General features: G+C 72.0%; 26 protein-coding genes and 2 tRNA genes. 13 read left to right on the top strand and 15 right to left on the bottom strand.

Annotated elements, in window-relative coordinates:
- Positions 1–9 precede the first annotated feature (9 nt).
- Together ACFYU0_RS09090 and ACFYU0_RS09095 are read right to left on the bottom strand one after the other, a co-directional pair.
- Positions 10–771 (bottom strand): DUF2182 domain-containing protein, encoded by a 762-nt coding sequence (locus ACFYU0_RS09090; RefSeq protein ID WP_389299035.1) that lies wholly within the window; start codon positions 769–771, stop codon positions 10–12.
- Positions 768–1382: a DUF1326 domain-containing protein gene (locus ACFYU0_RS09095; RefSeq protein ID WP_351665196.1), complete on the bottom strand. Its 615-nt coding sequence runs from the start codon at positions 1380–1382 to the stop codon at positions 768–770. The genes ACFYU0_RS09090 and ACFYU0_RS09095 overlap by 4 nt, the downstream gene beginning before the upstream one ends.
- A gap of 289 nt (positions 1383–1671) precedes the next feature.
- Between ACFYU0_RS09095 and ACFYU0_RS09100 the strand changes: the two genes are divergently transcribed.
- From ACFYU0_RS09100 to ACFYU0_RS09110, 3 genes are all read left to right on the top strand, one after another.
- Positions 1672–2004, top strand: a complete 333-nt coding sequence (locus ACFYU0_RS09100; RefSeq protein ID WP_351665194.1) for a DUF6412 domain-containing protein — start codon at positions 1672–1674, stop codon at positions 2002–2004.
- Between the two features lie 141 nt (positions 2005–2145).
- Positions 2146–2862, top strand: a complete 717-nt coding sequence (locus tag ACFYU0_RS09105; protein WP_389299908.1) for a YidC/Oxa1 family membrane protein insertase — start codon at positions 2146–2148, stop codon at positions 2860–2862.
- A 142-nt stretch (positions 2863–3004) separates the two neighbouring features.
- Positions 3005–3862 carry a fumarylacetoacetate hydrolase family protein gene (locus tag ACFYU0_RS09110; RefSeq protein WP_389299039.1) on the top strand — a complete coding sequence of 286 codons (858 nt, stop codon included), beginning with the start codon at positions 3005–3007 and terminating at the stop codon, positions 3860–3862.
- Between the two features lie 249 nt (positions 3863–4111).
- Here the strand turns inward: ACFYU0_RS09110 and ACFYU0_RS09115 are convergent, their stop codons facing one another.
- From ACFYU0_RS09115 to ACFYU0_RS09125, 3 genes are all read right to left on the bottom strand, one after another.
- Positions 4112–4996, bottom strand: coding sequence for an LLM class F420-dependent oxidoreductase (locus tag ACFYU0_RS09115; RefSeq protein WP_389299042.1), 885 nt, complete (start codon positions 4994–4996; stop codon positions 4112–4114).
- 92 nt (positions 4997–5088) lie between these two features.
- Complete coding sequence (locus tag ACFYU0_RS09120) at positions 5089–5589, bottom strand: heme-degrading domain-containing protein (protein ID WP_389299045.1); 501 nt, start codon at positions 5587–5589, stop codon at positions 5089–5091.
- Positions 5589–6680 (bottom strand): Gfo/Idh/MocA family oxidoreductase, encoded by a 1092-nt coding sequence (locus ACFYU0_RS09125; protein ID WP_389299048.1) that lies wholly within the window; start codon positions 6678–6680, stop codon positions 5589–5591. The genes ACFYU0_RS09120 and ACFYU0_RS09125 overlap by 1 nt, the downstream gene beginning before the upstream one ends.
- Before the next feature lie 56 nt (positions 6681–6736).
- On the opposite strand from ACFYU0_RS09125, the gene ACFYU0_RS09130 reads away from it, so the two are divergent.
- The 6 genes from ACFYU0_RS09130 to ACFYU0_RS09155 all read left to right on the top strand — a co-directional run bounded on the left by ACFYU0_RS09130 (position 6737) and on the right by ACFYU0_RS09155 (position 13276).
- Positions 6737–8005 (top strand): ROK family protein, encoded by a 1269-nt coding sequence (locus ACFYU0_RS09130; RefSeq protein ID WP_389299051.1) that lies wholly within the window; start codon positions 6737–6739, stop codon positions 8003–8005.
- A 727-nt stretch (positions 8006–8732) separates the two neighbouring features.
- Positions 8733–9680: a hypothetical protein gene (locus ACFYU0_RS09135; RefSeq protein ID WP_389299054.1), complete on the top strand. Its 948-nt coding sequence runs from the start codon at positions 8733–8735 to the stop codon at positions 9678–9680.
- 141 nt (positions 9681–9821) lie between these two features.
- Entirely contained in the window at positions 9822–10601 is a 780-nt protein-coding gene (locus ACFYU0_RS09140) for an HAD-IIA family hydrolase (protein ID WP_389299056.1), read from the top strand.
- 254 nt (positions 10602–10855) lie between these two features.
- Positions 10856–11353, top strand: coding sequence for a hypothetical protein (locus ACFYU0_RS09145; protein ID WP_389299059.1), 498 nt, complete (start codon positions 10856–10858; stop codon positions 11351–11353).
- A 16-nt stretch (positions 11354–11369) separates the two neighbouring features.
- On the top strand, positions 11370–12038 hold the full coding sequence (locus ACFYU0_RS09150) for a class F sortase (protein ID WP_389299062.1): 669 nt from the start codon (positions 11370–11372) through the stop codon (positions 12036–12038).
- Between the two features lie 212 nt (positions 12039–12250).
- Positions 12251–13276, top strand: coding sequence for a glycoside hydrolase family 6 protein (locus tag ACFYU0_RS09155; protein ID WP_389299065.1), 1026 nt, complete (start codon positions 12251–12253; stop codon positions 13274–13276).
- 88 nt (positions 13277–13364) lie between these two features.
- Here the strand turns inward: ACFYU0_RS09155 and ACFYU0_RS09160 are convergent, their stop codons facing one another.
- From ACFYU0_RS09160 to ACFYU0_RS09175, 4 genes are all read right to left on the bottom strand, one after another.
- The gene (locus tag ACFYU0_RS09160; RefSeq protein ID WP_389299068.1) at positions 13365–15302 is read right to left on the bottom strand and encodes a galactose oxidase-like domain-containing protein; all 1938 of its coding nucleotides are present in this window, start codon (positions 15300–15302) and stop codon (positions 13365–13367) included.
- Positions 15299–17302 carry a glycosyltransferase family 2 protein gene (locus ACFYU0_RS09165; protein WP_389299071.1) on the bottom strand — a complete coding sequence of 668 codons (2004 nt, stop codon included), beginning with the start codon at positions 17300–17302 and terminating at the stop codon, positions 15299–15301. The genes ACFYU0_RS09160 and ACFYU0_RS09165 overlap by 4 nt, the downstream gene beginning before the upstream one ends.
- A 313-nt stretch (positions 17303–17615) precedes the next feature.
- Positions 17616–18338, bottom strand: coding sequence for a FadR/GntR family transcriptional regulator (locus ACFYU0_RS09170; protein ID WP_389299073.1), 723 nt, complete (start codon positions 18336–18338; stop codon positions 17616–17618).
- Between the two features lie 176 nt (positions 18339–18514).
- Positions 18515–18588 (bottom strand) — tRNA-Lys (locus ACFYU0_RS09175).
- A gap of 184 nt (positions 18589–18772) precedes the next feature.
- On the opposite strand from ACFYU0_RS09175, the gene ACFYU0_RS09180 reads away from it, so the two are divergent.
- From ACFYU0_RS09180 to ACFYU0_RS09195, 4 genes are all read left to right on the top strand, one after another.
- Positions 18773–19840, top strand: a complete 1068-nt coding sequence (locus ACFYU0_RS09180; protein ID WP_389299075.1) for a peptidoglycan-binding protein — start codon at positions 18773–18775, stop codon at positions 19838–19840.
- Positions 19841–19948: 108 nt separating this feature from the next.
- Positions 19949–21088: an SPFH domain-containing protein gene (locus ACFYU0_RS09185; protein WP_389299077.1), complete on the top strand. Its 1140-nt coding sequence runs from the start codon at positions 19949–19951 to the stop codon at positions 21086–21088.
- A 122-nt stretch (positions 21089–21210) separates the two neighbouring features.
- Positions 21211–21816 carry a lytic polysaccharide monooxygenase gene (locus ACFYU0_RS09190; protein ID WP_351665165.1) on the top strand — a complete coding sequence of 202 codons (606 nt, stop codon included), beginning with the start codon at positions 21211–21213 and terminating at the stop codon, positions 21814–21816.
- 126 nt (positions 21817–21942) lie between these two features.
- Positions 21943–22407: a DUF3592 domain-containing protein gene (locus tag ACFYU0_RS09195; RefSeq protein WP_389299910.1), complete on the top strand. Its 465-nt coding sequence runs from the start codon at positions 21943–21945 to the stop codon at positions 22405–22407.
- Between the two features lie 81 nt (positions 22408–22488).
- On the opposite strand, the gene ACFYU0_RS09200 is transcribed toward ACFYU0_RS09195, so the two are convergent.
- The 6 genes from ACFYU0_RS09200 to ehuB all read right to left on the bottom strand — a co-directional run bounded on the left by ACFYU0_RS09200 (position 22489) and on the right by ehuB (position 26690).
- Positions 22489–22562, bottom strand: a tRNA-Lys gene (locus ACFYU0_RS09200).
- An 86-nt stretch (positions 22563–22648) separates the two neighbouring features.
- Positions 22649–23407 (bottom strand): IclR family transcriptional regulator C-terminal domain-containing protein, encoded by a 759-nt coding sequence (locus ACFYU0_RS09205; RefSeq protein WP_351665164.1) that lies wholly within the window; start codon positions 23405–23407, stop codon positions 22649–22651.
- A 206-nt stretch (positions 23408–23613) separates the two neighbouring features.
- Positions 23614–24411, bottom strand: coding sequence for an ectoine/hydroxyectoine ABC transporter ATP-binding protein EhuA (gene ehuA, locus ACFYU0_RS09210; RefSeq protein ID WP_389299081.1), 798 nt, complete (start codon positions 24409–24411; stop codon positions 23614–23616).
- Positions 24401–25051, bottom strand: coding sequence for an ectoine/hydroxyectoine ABC transporter permease subunit EhuD (gene ehuD, locus ACFYU0_RS09215; protein ID WP_389299084.1), 651 nt, complete (start codon positions 25049–25051; stop codon positions 24401–24403). The genes ehuA and ehuD overlap by 11 nt, the downstream gene beginning before the upstream one ends.
- Positions 25048–25767, bottom strand: a complete 720-nt coding sequence (ehuC, locus tag ACFYU0_RS09220) for an ectoine/hydroxyectoine ABC transporter permease subunit EhuC (RefSeq protein WP_351665162.1) — start codon at positions 25765–25767, stop codon at positions 25048–25050. Before ehuC ends, ehuD begins: the two co-directional genes overlap by 4 nt.
- On the bottom strand, positions 25764–26690 hold the full coding sequence (ehuB, locus tag ACFYU0_RS09225; RefSeq protein ID WP_389299087.1) for an ectoine/hydroxyectoine ABC transporter substrate-binding protein EhuB: 927 nt from the start codon (positions 26688–26690) through the stop codon (positions 25764–25766). The genes ehuC and ehuB overlap by 4 nt, the downstream gene beginning before the upstream one ends.
- Positions 26691–26818 lie beyond the last annotated feature (128 nt).

Consider the following 26818-nt stretch of genomic DNA (forward strand, 5'->3'; position numbering starts at 1 on the left):
CCCCGGTCCTCACATTCCGGTCATGCCGCCGCCGGTGAGGGCCGGGGCCAGCGCCGGGACCCAGAAGACGGCGACGGCCAGTGCGAGCGAGGCGATGCCCACGGCACGGGCCACCAGGTGGCCGGCCGGAGCCAGTTTCTCCACGGAGATCACGGCGGCGAGGACCACCATGGCCCACAGGTTCATCACGCCGAAGGCCGCCAGCACCACCATCAGCGACCAGCAGCACCCCAGGCAGAAGGCCCCGTGGTGGAGGCCGGCACGCGGATCGCGCCAGGGCGCCGGGTAGGAGGCGTAGCGCAGCATCGTCCCGACCGGCGAGCGGCACTTCGCCAGGCAGCGGTCCTTCAGGGGGGTGAGCTGGTACACGCCGTTGACGGCGAAGACGGCGGCGGCCACCGCGGTCCCGGCCACGACGGGCAGGCTCGTCACCCGGCCCAGGGCGGCCGCCAGTCCGTAGGCCGGCAGCCCGGCGGCGGCCCACACCAGCAGGTAGGCGACGGTGAAGACCACCATGCGCGGCACCCGGTGAACGGCGATCGTGCGGGCGTACAGCCCGGCGACGGGCGCCGTCGCGGGCAGCATCATGGCCGCCATCATCAGCGTCCACACGGCCAGGAAGGCGGGCAGGCCCAGCCCCATGGTCCCGGTCGTCGCCGGCGTGCCGCCCCAACGCGCGACCATCCACACCCAGGCGGCGGCCGCCGCGACCAGCAGCAGTGCGGAGGGGGCGGCCGCCCCGCGGCCGACGGCGACCGACCGGCCGGTCACGCCGACCACGTGAAGGGCGCCGAGTGGGCGTTGCCGCCGGAGAAGTCCCAGGACCGGCCGTGGACGCCGGCGCCGGTAGCGCGGCTGGATCTGGCGATCGTCAACGTGCTGTTCACCGGGTGGAACATGCCGGTGAGGCCCATGACCGGACCGTCCTCGCCGTACTGCGGTGCGACCTGGTCCTCGATCTCGATGTCGATGGCGTCGCCCACCCGCGCGGAGTGGCGGCGGCCGTCGTCGCGGTAGTCGATGGGGACGCGCTCCACCCCGAGGACCTCGCCGATGAGCGGGGCGAGCGCCGCCATGGGCCCGCCGGCCTGGCCGGAGAAGACCTTGCCGAGCGCGTCCGCCTGGCCGTCGTCGGCCGAGGCGTCCAGGTACAGCGCCACCTGCCAGCCGCCGTCGGCCATGACCCGGGGCGCGTCGATGAAGACGGCGACGTTGCGGCCGGCGACGTCCACGCCGTCCACGGTCCCGCTGTCCACGTGGAAGGCGAAGGTCACCTGGCAGCGCTCGTGGTCGGCCGGTGCGGTGAGGCCCGAGGTGGTGCAGGGGCACACCACGTCGCAGTTGCAGCTCTCCAGATACGTGCCGTTCAGATTCCAGGGCACGGCTTTCGCCTCCCTCGTCACGTCCCCCGCGGTTCTGCGTCCCCCTCGGTCCACGTCACCCGTGGACCGCTTCGGAAGGGCCCGATCGCTCGCGATGCCGCTCTGCTCCCAGGCTATTCCCGGGGGCGCCCGCCCCGCAGGTCCGCCGGCGGCCCGGGGAGCGGAGCCCCGGAGGCCGGCGGCCGGGAGGTCTGTGCCGTGGATGTGGAACCATCGCGGGGAGTCCGGGCGTTGTAGGAACGAGGGGGCCGGGAACCGGTCCCGGCAGGGGAAGAGAGAGGGGGGTGCCGTGATCGGCCGCAGCCGCGTCGCGCGTCCTCTCGCGCCTGCCGCCTTCCTTCTGGTGCTGGTGCACCTGCTCGTGCTCCAGGCCGTGCTCCTCGACACCGGCGGCCTCTCCGCCGCCGTCGCCCTGGCCGCGACGGCCGCCGCCGGGTCCGCCCTCGCCGCCTGCTCGCTGCTGGCCGCCCGCTGCGCGCCCGCCGTCCCGCCCCACCGGGTGCGCACCGCGATACGCGACCGGGCCCGCCGTACGGCCTTCCTGCCCCAGCGCGACCCCGACGCCCCGGGACGCCGCCGGCCCCGGGCGCCCGGACACGCCCTCGCGACGATCCGCGCGTAGGGCACCCCTCTCCTCGCCTTCACCGACGAGACCGCCGGTCCTCACCGGTGCCCTCGCGCGGGTCGTCGTGCCGTCCTGTCCACTCCGGTCACACCGGCGCCGACGCACCCCGTCCCGAAGGGCTCACCCATGTCCACCCCCATGTCCGTCTTCGCGCACCTCGTCGAGCAGCTCGCCGACCTGCTCCAGCCGCTCTTCCACGCCTCCGCGGCGGCCGCGGCGATCGTCCTGTTCACCGCGCTCGTACGGCTGCTCGTGCACCCCCTGTCCCGGGCCGCCGCCCGTGGCCAGCGCGCCCGCGCCGAACTCCAGCCGCGGATCGCGGAGCTGCGTGAGAAGCACGGCAAGGATCCGCAGCGGCTGCAGAAGGCGGTACTGGAGCTGCACGCCGAGGAGAAGGTGTCGCCGCTCTCCGGCTGCCTGCCCGGCCTGCTCCAGCTTCCGGCCTTCTTCCTCCTTTACCACCTGTTCTCGAACACCTCGATCGGCGGCGCGAGCAACGGATTGCTGACGCACTCCCTGCTCGCCGCGCCGCTCGGCGGCCGCTGGGCCGACGCCCTCGCCGACGGCGGGTTGTTCGGACCGGCCGGGCTCGTCTACGTCGTTCTCTTCGTCCTCGTCGCGGCCGTCGCCGCCTTCAACTACCGACGCACCAAGCTGATGGCGGCGAAGAACCCCGTCGCGGTGCCCGCGGGGGACGGCGGTCACGTGCCCGGGCTCGCGGCGGTCGGCAAGGTGATGCCGTTCATGTCCTTCTTCACGCTCGTCACCGTGGCGGTCATACCGCTCGCGGCGGCGCTGTACGTCGTCACCAGCACGACCTGGAGCGCGCTGGAGCGGGCCGCGCTGTACCGGTGAGCCGGGGCGCGCTGCGGGGCCGGGTTACGGTCCAGTACCTGAACAGGGTCTTGTGGACTGGACAGGCGACTTGGAGGATCGACCAGTCCTGCGATGGCTGCACCCATCCGCCGGGCGCCCGCTATAGAGGGAGATGGTGACCATGAAGCTGCTGCGAGTCGGTACTGCCGGAGCGGAGCGCCCGGCGCTGCTCGACGCCCAGGGAACCCTGCGCGACCTGTCGGGGATCGTGGACGACATCGACGGCGCGCTGCTCGCCGACGACGGCGCGCTCGGTCGCGTCCGGGCGGCGGCCGACGCCGGTGAACTGCCCGCGCTGGAGGCGGCGGGGCTGCGGATCGGGCCTCCCATCGGCCGCATCGGCAAGATCGTGTGCATCGGGCTCAACTACCACGACCACGCCCGGGAGACCGGCGCCGAGCCGCCCACCGAGCCCGTGATCTTCTTCAAGGCCCCGGACACGGTCGTCGGGCCGTACGACACCGTGCTGGTGCCGCGCGGGTCCGGCAAGACCGACTGGGAGGTGGAGCTGGCCGTCGTCGTCGGGCGTACGGCCCGCTATCTGGAGTCGGCCGAGGAGGGGCTCGCGCATGTCGCCGGGTACGCGGTGGCGCACGACGTGTCCGAGCGGGAGTTCCAGATCGAGCGGGGCGGCACCTGGGACAAGGGGAAGAACTGCGAGACGTTCAACCCGCTGGGTCCCTGGCTGGTGACGGCGGACGAGGTCCCCGACCCGCAGGCGCTCGCGCTGAGGCTGTGGGTCAACGGGGAGCTGAAGCAGGACGGGACCACGGCCGAGCAGATCTTCCCGGTGGGGGAAGTGGTGCGGTACGTCAGCCAGTTCATGACCCTGTATCCCGGGGACGTCATCAACACCGGTACGCCGGCCGGGGTCGCCATGGGCCGGCCCGACCCGAAGCCGTATCTGCGGGCCGGGGATGTGGTCGAGCTGGAGGTCGAGGGGCTGGGGCGGCAGCGGCAGGAGCTGAAGCACGCGTAGGCGCTCCGCTGGGGGTGGGGGCGGCTCCGGTAAGGGGTTCGGCTGCGGGTGGGCTGTGGCTGAGCGCGCGCGGTTCCCCGCGCCCCTTTTGGGGTGCTGCGGTCGTGGGGTTGGCTGCGGGTGGGTTGGGGTTGAGCGCGCAGTTCCCCGCGCCCCTTTTGGGGTGCTGCGGTCGGGGGTTCGGCTGCGGGTTGGTTGGGGTTGAGCGCGCAGTTCCCCGCGCCCCTGGCGGGGCGCGGGGGGCTTTGGTCAGTGGAGTAGGTCGGACAGGCGGCGCCAGGAATCGCGGGGGAGGGAGTTCCGGTCGCCGTCGTCGATGACCTGGAGGGCGACGTGGTCGGCGCCTGCCTCGTGGAAGGCGGTGATCCGGGCGCGGATGCGGTCTTCGGGGCCCCAGGCGTAGAGGGCGTCGATCAGGCGGTCGCTGCCGCCCGCCGACAGGTCGTCCTCGGTGAAGCCCAGGCGCTGGAAGTTGTTGGTGTAGTTGGGCAGCGCCAGGTACATCGCCAGGTGTTCGCGGGCCAGGGCGCGAGCCGTGGCCGGGTCCGTCTCCAGGACCACCTTGAACTCCGGCGCCAGCAGCGGCTGCTCGCCCAGGATCTCGCGGGCCCGGGCGGTGTGCTCGGGGGTGACGAGGTAGGGGACCGAGCCCGCCGCCCGGTCGCGGGACAGCTCCAGCGTCTTCGGGCCGAGGGCCGCGAGGACCCGGCGCCCGGCCGGGACGCCGGCCTTGTCCAGCGCGTCGAGGTAGGCGACCAGCGCGGAGTACGGGCGCCGGTACTGCTCGGCGAGCTTGGCGTGGCTCACGCCGAGGCCGAGCAGGAAGCGGCCGGGGTGGGCCGACTCCACCTCGGCGAAGGCGGCCGCGCTCTCCTCGGCGTCGTACTGCCAGATGCTCTGGATGCTCGTGCCGACGGCCAGCCGGGACGTCGCCGCCAGGAGCGGGAGGGCGTGCCGGGCCGAGCTGCTGCCGCCCAGCCAGGCCGCGCCGTATCCGAGCTGCTCCAGTTCCGCGGCGGCCTCGGCGATCTCGCCGCGCAGGGCGGGCTCCTCCGAGCGCAGTCCCACGCTCCAGACGCCGTACCGGCCGACGGTCTCCTTGGCGGTGTTCCCGTCGTTCGTCGACTCGCTCATCGGGTCACTTCCCTCCGGATGGGTGGCGTGCCGTGATCATCGTGCACGTCGGTCCCAACCGGAGGGAGCCGCGCGGTAATCCCGCCCGCGGGCTATTGGCCGAGGAACCGCTCCAGCGCCTCCACGACGAGCCGGTGGTCCTGGAGCTGGGGCAGCCCGGAGACCGTCACCGTGCCGATGACGCCCACGTTCTCGACGTGGATGGGGAAGGCGCCGCCGTGTGCCGCGTAGGCGTCGGCGTCCAGGCGGGAGGACTCCTCGAACGTCGTGCCCTTGGCCCGGAAACGGGCGCCGACCAGGTACGACGAGGCGCCGTAGCGTTCCACCACCCTGCGCTTGCGCAGGATCCAGGCGTCGTTGTCGGGAGTGGAGCCGGGCAGGGCCGCGTGGAAGAGCTGCTGGCCGGCGCGGTGGATGTCGATGGCGACCGGGGCCTGTCGGTCCCGGGCCAGCTCGACCAGCAGCGAGCCGAGCGTCCACGCGTCGTCGTATGTGAACTGCCGGAAGACCAGGCGGCGTTCCTGCGCCTCCAGCTCCTCCACGCTCGGGGTGATCTCCGGGGCGAACTTCGGGGTGATCTTGGGGCTGTGCATCAGAGGGTCACCGTCACCTTGTCGCGGGCGGACCGGCGGGCCGCTTCGAGTACGTCGAGGGCGGCGGCCGCCTCGAGGGCGGGCACCGGGTTGGGGCCCGCGCCGGTGAGGGCCGCGGCGACGGCCGCGTAGTAGGCGGGGTAGTCGCCGGCGAGGGTCGGTACGGGGCGGCCGCCGCCGGTCACCGGGGACTCTCCCCCAGAGGGGGGACCCCCAACGCCGAGCCGGCCCCACAGCGACTCGGGTTCCGTGCCCCAGTCGGCGCTGGTGCCGGGGCGCTCGCCCGCGCGCAGGGCCGCCTCCTGGGGGTCCAGGCCGTACTTGACGAAGCCGGCCTGCGAGCCGAGGACCCGGAAGCGCGGGCCGAGCTGGGCCGTGGTCGCGGAGACGTAGAGGTGGGAGCGGACACCGCTCGCGTGGGTGAGCGCGATGAAGGTGTCGTCGTCGGTCTCCGCACCCGGGCGGCGGATGTCCGTCTCGGCGTACACCTCGGTGACCGGGCCGAAGAGGACCAGTGCCTGGTCGACGACATGGCTGCCGAGGTCGTAGAGCAGGCCGCCGATCTCCGCCGGGTCACCGGACTCGCGCCAGCCGCCCTTCGGGTGCGGGCGCCACCGCTCGAAGCGGGACTCGAAGCGCCAGACGTCGCCCAGCTCCCCCTTCTCCAGCAGGGCGCGCAGGGTCAGGAAGTCGTTGTCCCAGCGGCGGTTCTGGAAGACCGACAGCAGCAGACCGCGCTCCTCGGCGAGGGCGGCCAGCTGCCGGGCCTCGGCCGCCGTGCCCGCGACCGGCTTGTCCACGACCACCGGCAGACCGGCCTCCAGGGCGGCGGTCGCGAGCGGGACGTGCGTCTTGTTCGGGGAGGCGATGACGATCAGGTCCAGCTCGTCCGCCCGGCCGAACAGTTCCTCGGGGGTGCCGACGCAGCGGACGTCCGGGAACTCGGCGCGGGCCTGCTCCTGCCGCTCGGGGTTCGAGGTGACCACCGTGTCCAGGGTCAGGCCCTCGGTGGCCGCGATCAGCGGGGCATGGAAGACGGAGCCTGCGAGGCCGTAGCCGATCAGGCCGACGCGGAGGGGGGTAGCAGTCATGCCTTCTACTTTCGCAACGCTGTTGCCAAAGTGCAAGCGGCGGGGACAATGGGGGGATGGGCGGCGTCGACAACGTGAGCAGCGTGAGCAGGACGAAGAGCGGGCCGGTCGGAGCGAATCTGTTCGCGGTGCGGTCCCACAACACCGCGCTGGTGCTGGATCTGCTGCGCGGCGCCGGGGCGGCGGGGATCAGCAGGCTGGAGCTGGCCGAGCGGACCGGGCTGACCCCGCAGGCCGTCAGCAAGATCACCGCGCGGCTGCGGGAGGCGGGGTTCGCGGCGGAGGCCGGGCGCCGGGCGTCCACCGGGGGCAAGCCGCGCACCGTGCTGCGGCTGGTGCCGTCGGCCGGGCACGCGGTGGGGGTGCACCTGGACCGGGACGAGTTGCGGGCGGTGCTGGTGGATCTCGACGGGGCCGTCGTGGGCGAGCGGTGCGCGGCGCTGGATCTCGGGGGTGGGGCGCAGGCCGTGCTGGGGATGGTCGCGGGCGAGGTGTCGGGGCTGGTGGGGGAGGTGCTGGGGGCCGGTGGCACATCTGGTGACACCTCCGGCGGCCTCTCGGGCGGCCTTCCGGATGGCCTCTCGGGTGGGCTTTCCGGTGTCGGCTCGCTGCTCGGTGTGGGAGTGGCGCTTCCCGGGCCGCTCGATCACGCGCGGGGGGTGCTGCACCGGGTCACCGGCTTTCCGGAGTGGGACGGGTTTCCGCTGCGGGACGCGCTGGTGGAGCGGCTGGGGGTGCCGGTGGTGGTGGACAAGGACACGAACGCGGCGGCTCTGGCGTTGTCGGTGGGGGTGTGCGGTGGTGCGGGGGGCGGCCGGGAGGGGTCTGGTGGTGACGGTGGTGACGGCGGCGGTGATGGGTCGTTCGCCTATCTGCATCTCGGTACGGGGCTGGGGGCGGGGCTGGTGATCGGCGGGAACGTGCACCGGGGGGCGCGTACCGGGGCGGGGGAGTTCGGGCACCAGGTCGTGCAGCTCGACGGGCCTCCGTGCGAGTGCGGGAACCGGGGGTGTGTCGAGGTGCTGTGCCTGGGGGCCGTGGCGCGCGGCGACGTGCGGGAGGCGGCGCGGGTGCTCGGGGTGGGGGCGGGGAATCTGGCCGGGCTGCTCGACATCGATCTGGTGCTGCTCGGGGGGCGGACGGTGGCGGGAGCGCCGGAGGTGTTCGTGGCGGGGGTCTCGGAGGTGCTGGCTGCTCGGGCTCGGGATCGGCGGTCGGGGGATGGGGGGTGTGTGCCGGTGCGGGTCGTGGGTGGGGAGCGGGTTGTCGCTGAGGGGGCTGCGCAGTTGTTGTTGGCGCCGGTGTTTGGGCGGGCGGGGGGATAGGGGGGCGGCTGGGGTGTCGTGGTTGGCGGTGCCTTGTCTTGGCGGTGCTGCGGTGTTGGTGCTCGGTCGGCGGTGACGTGCTTGCCCGTGCTTGCCGGGGGCGCGGTACTGGCGCTCGGCCGGCGGTGATGCGCTTGCCCGTGCTTGTCGGGTGCGCGGTGTTGGTGCCGGCTGGTGGGTGTTTCGCGTGCCGGTGCTTGTCAGGTGCTCAGCGTCGGTGCTGGCCCAGGGCGTTTCGCTCACCCGCGCTTGCGGGGTGCCTCCCCCACTCTCGGCTTCGCTCGAGCGGGGGGACGCCACCGCCCGCCCGTGCCGCCCCTAGCGGCACGCATGCCCGCAGTCAGGCGGGCTCGGCGCTCGCAGCGGAGCCGGAGTCCGGGGCTGGACGGGCTCTGCGCCCCGGGCTGCACGTGCCCAGTGCTCAGGGGTGCACGCGCCCAGTGCCTCGGGCTGCACGTGCCCAGTGCCCAAGGCTGCACGCGCCCACTGCCCAAGGCTGCACGTGCCCAGTGCCCAGTGCCCAGGGCTGGACGGGCTCTGCGCCCCGGGCTGCACGTGCCCAGTGCTCAGGGCTGCACGTGCCCAGTACCCAGGGCTGCGCGCACTCACGGCCCACGGCCGCCGGCCTTGCGCTGATCGGTGGGAATTCGGTGGGTGTGCGGTGTGGCGGGGCGGGGTTGGTGGGGGGTTCCGGGATGGTCATGTGTTTATGCGACTGTGTGCGTGCGTGTCCCTGTCCCTGGGTCTTGCCGCAGGCGCCGCGTTCGGGCCCGTTCCGTCGGCCGCTGCCCAGGCGGACGCGACGTGTGCGGCGTCCGGCGACCGTGCCTTCCCGCTGGCCACCCGCATCCACGGCGGGCCCGGCGCCTACGAGGCGGGCGGTGGATTCGGCACCTGGTACCTCGACCTCACCAACTCGACCACCCGGACCTGCACCGACCTCCACCCCGTCGTCGTGCTCGTCGACGACAAGCGCGCCCTGAAGCCGTCCCAGCCCAAGCTGGAGTTCTACGACGGCGCCCGCACCCTGCCCGTCGGCTTCGAGAGCACCGACGCCCAGGAACTGGTCGGTGTGCTGGACGCGGACGGGTTCGGCGGTTTCACCGTGCCGCCCGGCAGGACCGTCACCGTCAAGCTCAGGCTCTCCCTCACCTCCGACGCCGTGTCCGACCAGGTCACCGCGAACGCCGCCGTCGTCCAGCGCCGGGGTGAGGACGGCGACTGGGTGGGTCAGTCCAACGACTACCGCTTCGCGATCAGCGGCGGGGGGAACGGGCGGGAGCAGGGTGAGGACCAGGAGCAGAAGCAGAGGCAGAAGCAGGAGCCGGAGGAGGAAGGAGACGGGACGCGGACGCCCGAGGACGGCACCGGGACCGCCGGCCCGGACGGCAGCCCCAGTCCGGGTGGTACGGCGAGTCCGGGCGGCAGCGCAAGTCCCGGAGCCGCGACCCCGGCCAGCTCGACGGACCCCGGGACCGGGCCCCGGCCCACGGCCGGCGGCGCCGATCCGGGCACCAGCTCGCTGCCCTTCACCGAGGCCGCGCAGCAGGCCGGGGAGCGGGACCGGGAGCTCGCCCGCACCGGGATCGGCGTCGCCCGCGGGCTGCTCGCCGCCGTCACCTCGCTCCTGGTCGTCGCCGGCGGCGCCTTCCTGCTGGCCCGCCGACGCCGCTGAGAGCGGCTCCGCCCCGCGCCTCACTGACCTGCGACGTGCCCGGGTCAAGATCCCGGGCACCTGATTAGGCTGGTGGCGTCGGTACGCCGTGGTTCCGGCGCCCCCGTTCTTGGCCGTACGCATGTCAGGAGACGCAAACGCATGGCAGACCGCAAGCCCATAGAGTCATGGCTCACCGACATGGACGGCGTCCTGATCCACGAAGGGGTCCCGATCCCCGGTGCCGACGCCTTCCTGAAGAAGCTGCGCGACTCGGGGCGGCCCTTCCTGGTGCTCACCAACAACTCCATCTACACCGCCCGCGACCTGCACGCCCGGCTCCGGCGGATGGGCCTGGACGTGCCGGTGGAGAACATCTGGACCTCCGCCCTGGCCACCGCGCAGTTCCTGGACGACCAGCGGCCCGGCGGCAGCGCCTACGTCATCGGCGAGGCCGGTCTGACCACCGCGCTGCACGACATCGGCTACATCCTGACCGACCACGAGCCCGACTTCGTGATCCTCGGTGAGACCCGCACGTACTCCTTCGAGGCCCTGACCAAGGCCGTGCGGCTGATCAACAACGGTGCGCGGTTCATCGCCACCAACCCCGACAACGTGGGCCCCTCCACCGAGGGCGACCTGCCCGCCACCGGCTCGGTCGCCGCCCTGATCACCGCGGCGACCGGCAAGAAGCCGTACTTCGTCGGCAAGCCCAACCCGCTGATGATGCGCGCCGGGCTCAACGCGATCGGCGCCCACTCGGAGACCTCCGCGATGATCGGCGACCGGATGGACACCGACGTCCTGGCGGGCCTGGAGGCCGGGATGCGGACCTTCCTGGTGCTCACCGGTGTCACGCAGCCGGACGACGTGGACCGCTACCCCTTCCGTCCCTCGGAGGTCGTCGACTCCATCGCGGACGTGGTCGACCTCGTCTGAGGCCGGTCCCCGGCTGTGGACCGGGGGACCGCCCTGAACAGGGAGTCCCCGACCGAGTCCCACCCGTTCGGAGTAATCGCGCGCCTCCCGAGGATGCGGAGGCGCGCGGTACGGGGGAGCCTCCCAGTGTCTGGAGGTTCACGATGGGCTCACAACGCCTCACTCTCTGTACCGGGACACTCTGCGCCGGACTGCTCGCCGTCACCGCCCTCACCACGGCCGCCTGCGCGAACGACGGCGAGCGAGGAGTCTCCGTGACCCCGGTCTCCCCGGCGCCCGGCACCGACGTGTCCCTTCGGGTGCGTGGGTGCAGCGCGGCGCGGGCCGTCGCCGCCTCGAAGGTCTTCGTCGCCGACGCCCGGCTGACGTCCGACATGGGCGTCCTGAGCGGCGACACCCGCGTGCGTGCCTCCGTCGCGCCCGGTGTCTACGACGTGCGGGTCACCTGCGCCGACGTGGCGCTGGACAGCAAGATCACCGTCGGGCGCGCGGGCGTGACCCGGCCGCAGCAGCCGGGTGACGCCACCGGCGGCACGGTGCAGGCCGACGACGCGTCCGGCACGCTCATCACGGCCGCCTCGCCCGTCGCGCCGGTCGCCGCTGGTGGTGGCGGCACCGCGCACTTCGCCACGGTGGCCACCGACGGGTCCGGCCCGGGCGCCGGCCAGGCGGTGACCGGGCTCGCCCTCGCCGGGATCGCCGCGGCCGCCGTCGGGCTGCGCAGGGCCCGCCGGAGCCAGGGCACGGACTGAGCGCGGGCAGCGGCACATGTCCGACGAGTACGGGCACAGCTCCGCCACCGGACGCCTGGTCACCGTCCTGGCCTGGACGCTGCTGCTGTTCGGGCTGTGGCTGTGGGGACGGGGCGTCACCGGAGTGCCGCAGAGCCCGGCGGAGCCCGCGACGGGCGACGTGGCCGGGATCGGCCGCGCCGAGGCGGTCCGGCTGCCGCCGGCGGCCCAGCCGCTCGCGGCCGCGGTCCCGCAGCGCCTCGACATCCCTCAACTGGCCGTCACCGCGCCGGTCGTGGCCCGGGGGCTGGACGCGCGGGGCGCCATCGAGCCGCCCCCGTTCGACCAGCCGGGAGTGGTCGGCTGGTACGCCTCCGGTACGAAGCCCGGCGCGGCGGGGGCCGCGCTGCTGGTCGGGCACGTCGACACGGAGACCCGGCCCGCCGTGTTCTACAAGCTCAGCACGCTCAGGGCCGGCGACACCGTCCGGGTGGTCCGCGCCGACGGCCGGGTCGCCCGCTTCACGGTCGACGACGTACGCGTCCTGCCCCGCGACGACTTCGACGCGAGGACGGCCTACGGCCCCCGGAAGCCGGGCCGCGCCGAACTCAAACTGATCACCTGCGGCGGCACCTTCGACCGGGCGAGCCACAGCTACACGGCCAACGTGATCGTCTCCGCGTACCTGACCGGCACCGGCCCCTGACCGCCGGAACGACCACCTGAGCCGCCTTCAGGCACCCGCGGACGCCACCCCCGAAAGCGACCCCAGCCCACCCGAGCGCCACCCCCGAGGCCGCTTTCACCCCGTTCGAGCGCCCCCCGGAACCCCCGCTCGCAGCCCCCGAGCGACCTCGTGACCGGCCCGGTCGGTGTGCCACGATTGGCACCCGGAACGATGCGCCCAGGGGGAATCGCATGCACGACAGCAGGGGGGCCCGCACCGCGGCACGGGTACGGGCGTCCGCGGCGGTGCTGGGGGCGGCGTTGCTGCTCGCCGGCTGCTCGTCCGGCGGGGACGGAGCGGACGACGCGAAGGCGGACATCGGCCAGCGGCCCAAGTCCGCCGACCCGTACTGGGTGAACCCGGACGGCAACGCGGCCCGCCAGCTCGCCGCCTACGAGAAGGCCGGCAAGAAGACCGAGGCCGAGCGGATCCGCCGGATCGCCGAGCAGCCGACCGGGGAGTGGATCGGCTCCGAGAACCCCGAGCAGGAGGCCCGCGGCTTCACCGAGGCCGCCGAGAAGGCCGACCGCACGGCACTGCTGGTCCTCTACAACATCCCGCACCGCGACTGCGGCCAGTACTCGCAGGGCGGCGCCGCCGACGGCGACGGCTACCGCGCCTGGATCGACGGCGTGGCCCGGGGCATCGGCGACCGTGCCGCCACCGTCGTCCTCGAACCCGACGCCGTACTGCACCTCGTCGACGGCTGCACCCCGGACGAGTTCCACGAGGAGCGCTACGACCTGCTCAAGGGCGCCGTCGCCAGACTGAAGTCGCTGAAGAACACCAAGGTCTACCTGGACGCGGGCAACGCCGGCTGGGACCACCCCGACCAGATCTTCGAACCCCTCCGCCAGGCCGGCGTCGACCAGGCCGACGGGTTCGCCGTCAACGTCTCGAACTTCTACTCCACCGAGGACTCCATCGCCTACGGCGAGGAGCTCTCGGCGAAGGTGGGCGGCAAGCACTTCGTCGTGGACACCAGCCGCAACGGCAACGGCCCCTACACGGGCGGCGACCCCGCCCAGCGGTGGTGCAACCCGCCCGGCCGGGCGCTGGGGCAGGCCCCGACGATCAGGACGGACGACCCGCTGGTCGACGCCTACCTGTGGGTCAAGCGCCCGGGGGAGTCGGACGGCACCTGCAAGGGCGGTCCCAAGGCGGGCGAGTGGTGGGCCGGTTACGCCCTCGGGCTGGCCAAGTCGGCCGCGCGGTAGGAACGGAAGGGGCGCCCTCCCGTGCGGAGGGCGCCCCTTCCGGCCCGCTGAACCCGGCCGTCCCCCAGCGGGCCCGGCGCAGGCCGGCTCAGGGGACCTTGACCCACTGCGCCTTGCTGGGCGTCCCCTGGGCGTCGTCCACGAACAGCATGTACCAGCCGGACTGCACCAGGTTCCGGTTCTTCGGCACGGTCACGGTGATCTTGTCTCCCGACGTGGTGAAGTCCAGCGCGATGGAACGCTGGTCCACGTCCGTCACATGGGTCGAGGCGCTCGGCCGGATCAGCCGCACCTTCCTGATGCCGGAGGCCTGCGCCGAGGTGAACGTCCCCGAGGCGCCCCGGGCGATGGTCTGCGGCCCTCCGCCGAGCGATGGCCGCGAACCCCGGTACAGGTACGGCGGGGTGTAGATCTCGATCCGCTGCTCGAACTTGCCGGGCCGGGTGTCGGCCGCGTCCGCGTACAGCGAGTCGGACCCGAAGAACATCACCCGCCCGTCCGGCAGCAGGATCGACCCGGAGTGGTAGTTGCGGCCCACCAGCGGGTCGGCGACCTCGGTGAAGCTGTTGCTGTCCGGGTGGTACATCCGGGCCTGCAGGATGTTGGAGTCGCCGCGCCCGCGGTAGTCCTCGGAACCGCCGGACACCAGCACGGTGTCGTCGGGCAGGATCGAGGTCTGCGGGTACCGGGTGCCCTTCTCCAGCTCCGGCCCGTCCACGAACCGGGGGTTCTTCGCCTTGAGGTCGATCAGCCGGGTCTTCCTGCTGGACAGCTTGGACTCGCCGACCCCGCCGCCGCCGACCACCATGAACTTCTCGTCCTGGGCCGGCGGCAGCAGCACCGTGCCGGACGTCTCCATCAGGTCGGCGTCGCCGAGCCCCGGCAGCTTGGTGAACTTGTTGGTCTCCACGTCCCAGACGCCGGGCTTGCGGCCCACGTTGTCCGGTCCGTAGCCCGCGTTGGAGCCCGAGTAGAAGACCTTCCCGTTCTGCATCAGGAACAGCGCCGGGTAGGTCGGGAACTGCCGGAGCTTCTTCGTGTAGGTCCACTTCTTGGTCTTCGGGTCGAAGACCTCGTTCTTGCCCGGCACGAGCTGGCCGATGTCGTCCAGCCCGGAGACGCTGAGGACCTTGCCGTCCGACAGAGTGGTGAGCGTCGGGTACCAGCGGGCCTCGTTCATCGGGTCGACCTTGATGTATCGCTCGGCGACCGGGTCGAACTCGTAGGCGTCGCGGATGCCCTGGAAGTCCTTCTTGTCCAGCGCGAGCTTCTGCGCGATGCCGTAGGTGTTGCGCGCGTCGGCGCCGCTCAGGCCCTGGATCCGGTAGTTGTCCTGGGTGCCCGTCTCGTACTTGGCGCCGCTGCGCTGCGCCTCGACGTAGATGCGGCCGAGACCGGGGTCGTTGCGCAGGAAGGCGCCGGTCTGCGGGTCGAACACCTTCTTCGCGCGGGGCACCAGCACCGGGTCCTTGGAGACGAACGTCCTGCCGTTGGTCCTGCCGGTGAACCGGGTGCCCGCGGGCAGCGTGATCGGCTTGTCCGGGTTCTCGTTGTGGACGATCATCAGGCCGCCGGCCTTGGTGACGTCGCCCTTGAGCTTCTCGTACCGCTTGGTGCCGCCCGCGATCAACAGGTTGCCGTTGGCGAGCTGGGTGTGCCCGGTGCAGAACAGGTCGGTGGGCGTGGGGATCTTCTTGATCGTGCCCTTCACCGGGTCCCAGATCCGGGTGTCGAACTGCTTCCTGTCGAAGTTGTCCTGGTTGTTGCCCGACCCCGCGACCAGCAGCACCTTGCCGGTGTGCAGCAGCGCCGCGTGGATGGTGTCCTGCCGGTACTCCGGTGGGAACTCGACGATGTCCCACTTGCCGTTGGAGGCCTTGTACTCCGGCTTGTTGATCTTGTACTGGTGGTACTGCTCGGTTCCGAAGCGGTAGAGCCACGGCCCGTTCATCCCGGCCAGCGCGACTACCACCGCCGTGCCTATCGCGAGTCGGCGAGCACGGCGGCGGCCGGCCTGGTCCTTCATTCCTTACGTCCCCCAAGTCCACCAAGGGCGATCTGCATGGTCTGGTCGTTGCCCGCGGCCGGGCCGGCGTGGCCGGTCCACTGCTGCGGGACCTGCGGCGCCTGGGCCGCGTAGCCGGCGGGCACCGCGTCCTGCGGCCCGGCCGCCGGGACGGGCGCGGGCGCCGGGACGGGCGCGGGCGCACCGGCGGCGTGCCGGGGCCGCTTCTTCTGCTGCCGCAGCTCGTGGCGCCAGACGAAGACCGGTGTCGCGGTAATGAGCAGGGCGAACGAGGCCCAGGTGATCATCGCCGGGTGGGCGTGCCCGAGGACGAGACCGGCGGCGATCGAGGCGCCGAAGATCGCGATGAAGTACCAGTGGTACCGGAAGGTGCCGAACCAGGTGTCCGGGCTCGCCGAGTCGCCCTTGGGCGTGACCACGAACTTGCTCTTGCGGCGCAGCACCGAGTCGATCAGGGCCTTGGCGTACAGCGGCGCGGACAGCGCCGACATCACCATGCCGGCCACACCGCCGGAGCCCTCCGGTTCGTGCGGGGAGACGTTGTGCCGGCGGTTCCAGATGTACAGGCCGATCTGGAGCGCGGAGGCGTTGCCGTAGAGCATCAGCCACACGGTCGGGTCGATGTTCACACCCGAGGCGCCCAGGCCCAGGAACAGGGCACAGCTCAGGGCCGCGAGGATCCAGTTCAGGGCGGACATCGGGTAGAAGATGATCATCATCGTGTAGTTGAAGAGCTTGCCGGGCGGCAGGGTGAAGAAGCCCTTCCAGTACTGCTTGAGGATCGTCTCGTAGGTGCCCCGCGACCAGCGCATCTGCTGGGTGAAGAAGTCGGTCCAGGCGTTGGGGCCCTCGCCGACCGCGAGCACGTCCGGGGTGTACACGGACTTCCACTTGCGGCCGGTGGCCGGGTTCTTGGCGCGGTGCATCTCGAACCCGGTGGCCATGTCCTCGGTGATCGAGTCGTACAGGCCGCCGATCTGCTTGATCGCCCTGATGCGCACGGCGTTCGAGGTGCCCACGAACATCGGGGCGCCGTACCGGTTGCCGGCCCGCTGGATGAGCGCGTGGAAGAGGAACTGCTGCGACTCGGCGGCCTTGGTGACGAACGTGTCGTAGTTGCCGTAGACCTGCGGGCCGATGACGAAGCCGACGTCCGGGTCGCGGAAGTAACCGAGCATCCGCTCCAGGTAGTTGAGCAGCGGCACGTGGTCGGTGTCGACGGAGGCGAAGAAGTCGTAGTCGCCGCCGTGCGCCTCCAGCCAGGCGTTGTAGTTGCCGTGCTTGGTCTTGGCGCGGTGCGGGCCCTTGGCCTGGTTCCACCGGGCGACGCCCTTGCGGGAGAAGTGGTGGACGCCGAGCCGGGCGCAGACCTCCTTGACGGCCGGGTCGTCGCCCTCGTCGAGCAGCCAGACGTGCATCAGGCCCCGGTGACGGAGCTTCACGGCCGCCTCCAGCGTCTTGGTCACCATCTCCAGCGGCTCCTTGCCGGGCACGAAGGAGGTGAGGAACGCGACGCGCGTGCCGGTCTCCGGCACCACCGGGACCGGGTCGCGGGCGACCAGGGTGGCGTGCGCGTTGGACAGCACGTTCATGCAGCGGAAGAACTCGATCAGGCCGATCGCGACCAGCATCACGACGTCCAGCGCGGGCAGGAAGTCGTAGGCCGGGTAGTCGCGTTCGGTCCAGTGCTCCGGCTGCAGCAGCCAGAACAGCAGCACCAGCGAGAGCACCGGGGCCGCGCCGAGCATGAGCGCGGCCCGCAGACGGTGCGGCTCCTGCGAGAGCAGCGAACGGTACTGCACCTGGTAGGGCTTCGCCGGGTCGGGCTGGGTGAGGGGACCCGAGAGGCGGCTGTAGTGCTCGTAGTCGTATCTGGGCAGGCTCTTCTTTATTCGGCGGAACTGGCCGGTCCGATGCGTCACCGCACGCAGCTGTGTGGTCTGTGACGGGTCGTCGTGTTGTTCGTGGCTCTGTCCGGCGCCCGTCGGCGTCGACGTCATGAGTCATCCCCCCACACGCGAGTCACCGCGTGTTTCGTCGGTCTTATACCGCCCGGTCGGGGTCCCCTCGGCCGTCACAGGCGGACACAGTGGTGGTCGCGGTCACCATGTCCTGCACACCTTATAGACACGGGATCGCGGCCTTCCGGTTGCATGATGCCCCCCTCGGCATCCGCTCGCTGAGCAGGGCCCCCTCCCCGCCGGCCGGCAACCGGTTGCTTACCCCCAACTGCCGCGAAGGCGCGGCTTCGTGGCATCCAGGGTTCTACGCCGTCCAGCGTGATCGCAAGACGGGAAACGTGGAGTTTACCGGTCAAACCCGTTGATTGTGGCGCGGGTGGTGTTCGGGGGACTCCGGTGCGCCGGCGGGGGAGAGCCGGGCGCGGACATGGCCGAAGTGGTCCCGTATGGCCTCCTCCGCCCGCAGGGAGTCGCCGGACCCGACCGCGTCCAGGATCTCCCGGTGCTGCCGCCAGGTGACCCGCGGGTCCTGCGGCCCCTCCAGCAGATCCCGCCGGACGCGGTGGAAGGCGTCCCAGAACGCCTCCAGCACCTCGCTCAGCAGCACGTTGTCCAGCCCCCGGTAGAGGGTGGCGTGAAAGGCGCGGTCGGTCTCGGCGAGGTCCGCCCCGTCGGCGGCCTCCTGTTCCATACGGGTGACGAGGGCGTCCAGTTCAACGAGGTCGGACTCGGGCAGCCGCCCGGCCAGCCGGGACACCAGTCCGGTCTCGACGGCCTCGCGCAGCTCCAGGAGCTGCAGCAGGGAGTCCTCGCCCCGGTAGTGCCCGGCGACCGTGCGGAAGGCGAGCCCCTCGATCATCGGGGCGAGCGACATCGGGCCCACGTAGGTGCCGAAGCCGTGCCTGATCTCGACGATGCCCATCGCCTGCAGTGCCTTCAGCGCCTCGCGCACCGAGTTCCGGCTCGCCCCGAGGTGCTCCATCAGCTCGGGCTCGGTCGGCAGCGGGGCGCCCGGGGGCAGTCGTCGGTCGACGATGAGCTTCTTGATCCGCTCCTGCAGGTCCCGGGCCGCCATGGCGAGAGGGTATCCGGCCGATCGGGGGGGGAGGGCCCGGTTCCGGCCCGAGGCGCCGGTCGCCGCGGCCAGGGGGTGCGAGTGGCGAAGCCCCCACGACGCGCGGTGGAGCCGCGCGAAACAGAGATGGCGAGGTGGTTCGCGCTTCACGCGAACACTCCTCGCCATCGTCATCGTGCGCCGCCAGGGACTCGAACCCCGGACCCGCTGATTAAGAGTCAGCTGCTCTAACCAACTGAGCTAGCGGCGCCTGCTGACGAGAGAACTCTACCCGACCGGCGCGGGTGCTCCCGACCATGTGCTGCGCACGGGGGAGCCGGTCATACGGGATGTACATCATTCGGACCGTCAGCATGCGCACCGTGACGACAGTTGTGAGACTGGGCATCGTGCACAGAGGCGGACATATCCACCCCGAATGTGAGGCAGATCGCATGACCGCTCCGGCGTTCGAAGAGGTCGACCCCGGGCGCGAGTGCGACTGCCCGTCCTGCGTCCACGCGCGGCGGGCCGGCTCCCGCCCGCTGTCCGGGCGCTCCGGCGGCCACCTGGCGGCCCGGGGAGTGGTGATCGTGGCGGCCGCCGCGTCCGCCGCCCTCGGCGCGCTCACCCCGGCCGCCGCCCTCACCGCGCCCGAGTCCCCGCACCGCCCCGGCGACCCCGGGGACGGTGAGCCGGCCACCCCGCAGGGCGTCAAGTCGCCGCTGCACGGCCCGGCCGGGCCCCTGCCCGACCCGGCCACCACGCCTCCGGCCGCCCCGCCCCCCGCCACCCGGACCCAGATCATCAACCGGGCGAAGGTCTGGGTGGCCGCGAAGGTGCCGTACAGCATGGAGGACTACTGGACGGACGGTTACCGGCAGGACTGCTCGGGCTATGTGTCCATGGCGTGGGGGCTGGGCTCCAACGAGTGGACGGGCAGCCTCGACCAGTACGGCGTGAAGATCACCAAGGACGAGCTGCTCGCCGGCGACATCCTGCTCTTCCACAACCCGGACGACCCCGAACGCGGCTCCCACGTCGTGATCTTCGGCGGCTGGACGGACCACACGCACACCTACTACACGGTCTACGAGCAGACGCCCCCGCACGCCCGCACCCAGGCCACCCCCTACCCGTACTGGAGCAACGCCTCCAAGTACGTCCCCTACCGCTACAAGGGCGTCGTCGCGGACACCGCGGGCTCGCAGGCGGCGAGCGACGGCAAGGCGCCGCGTCCGGTCACCGGCCGGGCGGGCCCGTCCGGGCCGGCCTCGCACGGGGTGCCCGGCTACCCCGGCCGGGCCCGGTTCCGCCCGGGCGAGGTCAACGCCCACGTGACCGAGCTGGGGGAGCGGCTGGTGCGGAAGGGGTTCGGCCGCTTCTATCCCACGGGGCCCGGTCCGCGCTGGGGCGACGCGGACCGGCGGGCCGTGGAGGCCTTCCAGCGCGGCCAGGGCTGGCGCGGCGGAGCCGCGGACGGCTACCCGGGCCCGGAGACCTGGCGCCGCCTGTTCTCGTAGGCGCCGCTCCCCCCGTCCCGGCCCGCACGTCCCCGCGGCCCGTCCCGACCGTTCCCGTTCCCCCTTTCTCACTGTCATGACGCATCTGGCGCGGAGGCTGGAGCACGCATGAGTACGACCACGTCACACACGTCGGAGTCCGAGGAGCAGCCGGAGAGCGGGCGCCCGGCGGGCGGCACGGCCACCCGGCCGGCCCGGCTGATCCAGAACGAGACGACCACCGAGATCCCCGTCCACCTGCTGTTCCGCGACGAACCGGAGGCGGCGTCGGTGCCGGTGCGGCCGGCGGTGGTGGCCCGCCGGCAGGGCACCGGCGAGCAGCCGCGGCTCAGGCGCCCCGTCCCGGCCCGCTGCCGGACGGCGCCGCGGCTCGACCCGGAGCTGGCGGAGCGTCCGGCACGGGTGCTGCCCGGTCTGGCCGGGGTGCTGGCCGGCGCGGGCGGGCTGGTGGGCGGCCTGGTCACCTCGTGGTGGGCGGGTGTCCTGCCGCCGCTCGCCTCGGGGGCGCTGCGCCTGCCGCCGTACGGGGGCGCCGGACTCGGTCCGGCTCAGTGGGCGGCGTTCGCCGGGTCCGGGGCGCTCGGTGTGCTCGGCTTCGGCGGACTGGCCCGGGGCCGCACCGGACAGGCCCGGCTGCTCGGGCTGTTCGGCCGCTACCGCGGCACGGTGCGGCGCACCGGCCTGCTCTGGGTGAACCCGCTGCTGCGCCGCCGCCGGGTGGACGTGCGGCTGCGGCACTGGCGCAGCGAGGTGATGCCGGCGGCGGACGCCAACGGGGTGGCGCTGCGCGTGGTGGTGCTGGTGGTGTGGCGGGTGCGGGACACCGCGCGGGCCGTGCTCGGCATCGACGACCACGAGACCTATCTGCGGGAGTGCGTGGAGGCGGCGCTGGCCCGGGTGCCGGTGGAGATGCCCGCGGGTGCGGGCGGCGGCGTGGCGGCGGCCGGGGAGGCGCTGACCCGGCTGGTGGTGGCGGACTCGGCGCCGGTCGGCCTGGAGGTCTACTCGGCGCAGCCGGTCCGGGTGGAGTACGCCCCCGAGGTCGCCGCCGCGATGGACCGGCGCCGGATCGCGGCGCTGGACGCCCGGGAGCGGGCCGGGATGCTCAACTCGGTCGTGGACTCGGTGGAGGACACGGTGACCCGGCTGACCATGCGCGGCCTCGTCGAACTCGACGACTACGAGCGCAAGGTGCTCGTGCGGGACCTGACGGTGGCGTTCTGCTCAGGGCGCTCGGAGCGTGTGTGACGGACCTGGGGATTGGTCTGGACATGTTCAAGACACGGCAATAATCTGTGACTTGGTCTAGACCTACTGCACGGCTCAGCTCGGCTCAGCGAACATCCCCCACGTTCTCCAGGAGCGGCAGCATGCGTACCAAGACCAAGTTGACCGCGGTCGTGCTGGGCGCGGCGACCGCCGGCGCCTTCGCGCTCTCGACCGGCGGCGCCAGCGGACACGGCTACACCGACCTCCCCATCAGCAGGCAGAAGCTCTGCCAGAACGGCACCGTGACGAACTGCGGCTCCATCCAGTGGGAGCCGCAGAGCGTCGAGGGCCCCAAGGGCTTCCCGGCCGGCGGCCCCGCCGACGGCCAGCTCTGCAACGGCGGCCTCGGCCAGTTCGCCCAGCTCAGCGCACCGAAGACCCCGTCCGGCGCGGCCTGGCCCACCACCCGGGTGACCGGCGGTCAGTCGTACACGTTCCGCTGGCAGTTCACCGCCATGCACGCCACGACGGACTTCAAGTACTACGTCACCAAGCCGGGCTGGAACCAGGGCCACGCCCTGTCCCGCTCGGACCTCAACCTCACCCCGTTCCTGACGGTGCCGTACAACGGCCAGCGCCCGCCGGCCACGCTCAGTCACAGCGGCACGCTGCCGTCCGGCCTGAGCGGCCACCACGTCATCCTCGCGGTGTGGACCATCGCCGACACGGGCAACGCGTTCTACGCCTGCTCCGACGTCACCTTCTGAGCACCGGCGCGGTACAGCACGGAAACTGAGGTTCCCTTGAGGCCGGCCGGCCCTACCGCCGGGTAGGTTCCCGCCACACCGTCCGTTCGACCGACGGCGGTGTGCCGACCTCGGGGGAACCTCATGATGGAACCGCTCTTCTACGCCGTGCCCTGCCTCATGATCGCGGGCTTCGGATTCGCCGCGTACCTGCTGCTGCGCCGCGCCCGGCGGATCAGCAGGACGTGGAAGCACGGACTGACCGCCGAGGCGCGCTGCCTGCGGATGTACACGACGACCAGCGGGGGCGGCGGGGACACGTCCGTGCGGACGGCCGTCCACCACGTCTACGAGTTCACCACCCGCGACGGCCGCACGCAGCGCTTCGAGGAGGAGGGCGGCCCCGGGACCGTCCTGGAGGGCGACTTCGTCACCGTGCGTTACCTCGCGGAGCAGCCCCACCGGGCCACCGCGCTCCCGCCCGCCCGTGGCAGGCTCGCCGTCGGCACCGGCTTCGCGCTGACGTTCCTCGGGGTGGGCATCGCCTTCTGCTCGGTCTTCATCGTCGTGGCCCACATGATGTTCAGCGAGGCGGGCGATCTGATGCCGTGACCCGTGCGGCCCGGAGGCGGACCGCCCACGGGCCCCGGCACGCCGAAGGGCCCCTCGCCGAGGCGAGGGGCCCTTCTTCTGTGCGCCGCCAGGGACTCGAACCCCGGACCCGCTGATTAAGAGTCAGCTGCTCTAACCAACTGAGCTAGCGGCGCATGACTCTCGCCTTCCGCTTACCGCGGCCGGCGACGAAGAAAATACTACCTGGTCCTGAGGGGTGCTCGTGACCACCCGGGAGCGGCTAGATCGCCAGGGACAGCAGCACCGGCGCCGCGTTCCGGTTGAGGGTGTCCGCGGCCTGCTTCAGGCGGTGCGCGTGCTCCACCGGGAGCGAGAGCGCCAGGCACCCGACGGTCGAGCCCGCGGTGATCGGGACGGCGGCGCAGACCGTGCCGATCGCGTACTCCTGGAGGTCCAGGACCGGCACCGTCGCGGGCTGCGACTCCAGCCGGGAGAGCAGCAGCTTGTCGCTGGTGATGGTGCGCGAGGTGAGCCGGGCCATCTTGTGCCGGGACAGATGGTCGCGGCGGGCGTTGTGGTCGAGCTGGGTCAGCAGGCTCTTGCCCACGGCGGTGGCGTGGGCGGAGACGCGGAAGTCCACCCACTCGTTGACCGCGGGGGTGCCTGGGCCGGCGGCGTACTGGGTGACCGTGACCTCGCCGTCCACGTACCGGCTGATGTAGACGGCCGCGCCCACGGAGTCCCGCAGCCGGTCCAGGGTGTGCTGGAGCTTGTCGCGCAGGGCGCCCTCGCGCTCGTGCGCCGAGGTGAGCCGGCGCAGGGTCTCGCCGGTGACGTACGCCCCGTCGGTGACCTGCTCGACGTAGCCCTCGCGGCGCAGCATGCGCAGCAGCGCGGCCAGCCGCTCGGGGTCCAGGGCGGTGCGCTGGGACAGCTCGGCCTCGGTGACGCCGGCGGGGTGACGGGCCACGGTCTCCAGTACGCGCAGCGCGTCGTGGGCGGAGTGGTACGGAGCGGTCGGCTCGTTCATCAGCGCCACGGTGTCCCCCTGGCTCGCTCTGTGGCCGTGATTCCGGTCGGTCGGATCGATACCACGATAACGGGCAAAGGCCCGGCGGGGAGAGGGTGTTGGCGAGATTCTGCCGCCGGCACGCCCCTCCCAACTGGGCCTCAGGCCCTCTGGCATATGCCAGGGTCATCGCCCAGCGCCGGGACCTCGGCTGTTGCCGTTTTCACGGCGGGTGGTCACAGCACCGCGCCGAGGAATTCCCGGGTGCGCTCCTGCTCCGGATCGCCGAAGATCTGCTCCGGCGGCCCCGCCTCGATCACCCGGCCGGAGTCGAACATGAGCACCTGGTCGGAGATGTCCCGGGCGAAGTTCATCTCGTGGGTCACGCAGAGCATCGTGATGTCCGTGCTGCGGGCGATGTCCCGGAGCAGGTCGAGCACGCCCGCGACCAGCTCCGGGTCCAGCGCCGAGGTCACCTCGTCCAGCAGCAGCACCCGCGGCCGCATCGCCAGCGCCCGGGCGATGGCAACCCGCTGCTGCTGACCGCCGGAGAGCATGGTCGGCCGCGCGTCGCACTTGTCGGCGAGCCCCACCAGCTCCAGCAGTTCCCGGGCGCGTGCCTCGGCCTCGTCCTTGGACATGCCGAGCACCTGCACCGGCGCCTCGGTGAGGTTGCGCAGCACGGTCATGTTCGGGAACAGGTTGAACTGCTGGAACACCATCCCGATCTTCTTGCGGGCCTCGCGGACCTGCTTCTCCGGGGCCGGGAACAGGCGCTCCCCGTCCACGGTGATGGTGCCCTCGTCCGGCTTGGTGAGGGTCATCAGCAGCCGCAGGATCGTGGTCTTGCCGGACCCGGAGGGGCCGATCAGCGTCACGTGCTTGCCGGGGTCGACGGAGAAGTTCAGCCGGTCGAGCACGGTGTTCGTCCCGAACCGCTTGGTGACCTCCTCCAGCCGGATCAGCTCACCCCCGGCCGTGAGGGGGCCGGCGTTCGCGTCGGGCTCTTTCGTCAGGGGAGTGTCAGCGGACAAGACGTCGCTCCAGGGCTCGCAGGAGAAGGGAGGCCAGGTAGGAAATGAGGATGAAGGCCACACCGATCACGGTGAGCGGCTCGGTGAACTGGAAGTGCTGCTGGGAGAAGAGCCGGCCCCGGCCGAGCATCTCCAGCACGGTGATCACCATCAGCATCGGCGTGTCCTTCAGCATGGAGATCACGTAGTTGCCGAGGGCGGGGACCACCCGGCGGATCGCCTGCGGCAGGATCACCGCGGTCCAGGTGCGCCGCCGCGGCAGGTTCAGCGCCGTCGCCGCCTCCCACTGGCCGACGGGCACCGCCTCGATGCCGGCCCGGTAGACCTGCATCGTGTACGTCGAGTAGTGCAGCCCGATCGCGAAGACGCCGGTGGCCAGCGCCGAGAAGGTGAGGCCCCACTCGGGCAGCACGTAGAACAGGAAGAACAGCTGGACCAGCAGCGGGGTGTTGCGCACGAACTCCGTGACCACCCCGACCGGCCAGCGCACCCACCGGGAGGGCGCGCGCATCAGCAGCGTCCACACCAGGCCCAGGGTGAAGGAGAGCAGCGAGCCGAGGGCCAGGGCCTGCAGGCTGACCAGCAGCCCGTGCCAGAAGTCCGGCATGAAGTCGCCGACGGCGTTCCAGTCCCACTTCATGCGACACCCCCGCCGACACCGGTCGTCTGCGCCCGCTTCAGCTCACGCGCCGCCGACTCCGTCCCCGGGGCCTTGCCGACCCCGGCCTTCAGCCGCTTCTCGAGACCGCGCATCAGCCGGGTGAGCACGAAGGCGATCGCGAAGTAGATCAGCAGCACGTACGTGTAGATCTCCGCGCTCTGCTGCAGCGCGAGCCGCACCAGGTTGGCGCTGAACGTCAGATCGCCCATGCCCATCACCGACACCAGCGCGGTGCCCTTGAGCAGCTCGATCAGCAGGTTGCAGAACGAGGGGATCATCTCCGGCACCGCCTGCGGCAGGACGATCAGCCGCAGTCGCTGCCAGGGCGTGAAGCCGAGCGCGACACCGCCCTCCTTCTGCGCCGGGTCGACCGCGTTCAGCGCGCCGCGCACGATCTCCGAGCCGTACGCGCCGTACGTCAGCCCGAGCGCCAGCGTGCCCGCCCACATGGGGACGAGCTGCCAGCCGAAGGCGACGGGCAGCACGAAGAACACCCAGAAGATCATCACGAGGGCCGACGTACCGCGGAACACCTCGGTGTAGAAGCCGGCGAGGAAGCGCACGATCCACAGCCGGTGGGTGCGCGCGATGCCGACGACGAAGGACACCGCGGTGGCCAGCAGCGCGCTGAACACCAGCAGCTGGACGGTGACCCATATGCCTTTCAGTACCAGATCCCAGAGGCCTGAGGTCATCCGCCGCACAGCTCCTTCGCGGTGAGGTCCGTCATCTCCGCCTCGGAGAAGCCGAAGGGCCGCAGGACGCGCAGCAGCTCCCCGCTCCGCTTCAGCTTGCGCAGCTCGGCGTTGAAGGCGTCGCGCAGCCTCGTCTCGGTCGGCCGGAACGCGAACGCGCCGCCGTCGACGTGCGGCTTGCCCTTGACCAGCGGGGCGAACGGCTTGGTCGCCTCCGCCTTGCTCGACTTCCTCACCACCTCGCGGGTGGTGAGCGCCGTGCCGGCGAAGACGTCGACCCGCCCGGCCTCCACGGCGTTCAGCCCGGCCACCTGGTCGGGGACGATCAGGATGTCGCTCTCCTTGTAACCGGCCTCCACCGCGTACGCGATCTCGGCGTATCCGGTGCCGGTGGCGAACCTCGCCTTCTTCTCCACCACGTCCCGGTAGGAGTGCAACCCCTTCGGGTTCCCCTTGCGGACGATGAACGAATCCAGCATCTGGTAATCCGGGTCGGCGAAGATCACCTGCTCGCACCGCTCGGGATTGACGTACATGCCGGCGGCGACGACGTCGAACTGCTGGGAGTTGAGACCGGGGATCAGCGAGCCGAACTCCATCGGCACCGGCTGCACCCGGTCCACTCCGAGCCGCTTGAAGATCACCTTCGCCAGCTCGGGCGCCTCACCGGTGAGATGACCGTTGCGGTCGATGTACCCGAAGGGGATCTCGCCGGCGATCCCGAGACGTACGACGCCCTGCGCCCGCAACCGGTCGAGCAGTTCGCCGCCGTTCTCGTCCGACGCCGAGGCCACTCGTGTGCAGCCGGTGGCGCCGAGCGCGCCCACCGCGCCGATCGCCGCGACGCCCGTGAGCAACGAACGCCTGCTGTGTCTGTGTTTTGACCGGAATATGTGCGCGTCTTTCCCAAGTGGTGGAGCCATGGCGGCGCGGCTACCCAGACGCATCCGTCCCATGCGACCCGGTTTTCGGCCGAACGACGCGCCACCGCCTCGCCGCTCCTGCGGGGCGCGCGCCGCACGTCACGCCCGCTGGACGACCGCGCGCCCCT

Source organism: Streptomyces sp. NPDC003720, assembly GCF_042875075.1.
GTDB lineage: Bacteria > Actinomycetota > Actinomycetes > Streptomycetales > Streptomycetaceae > Streptomyces.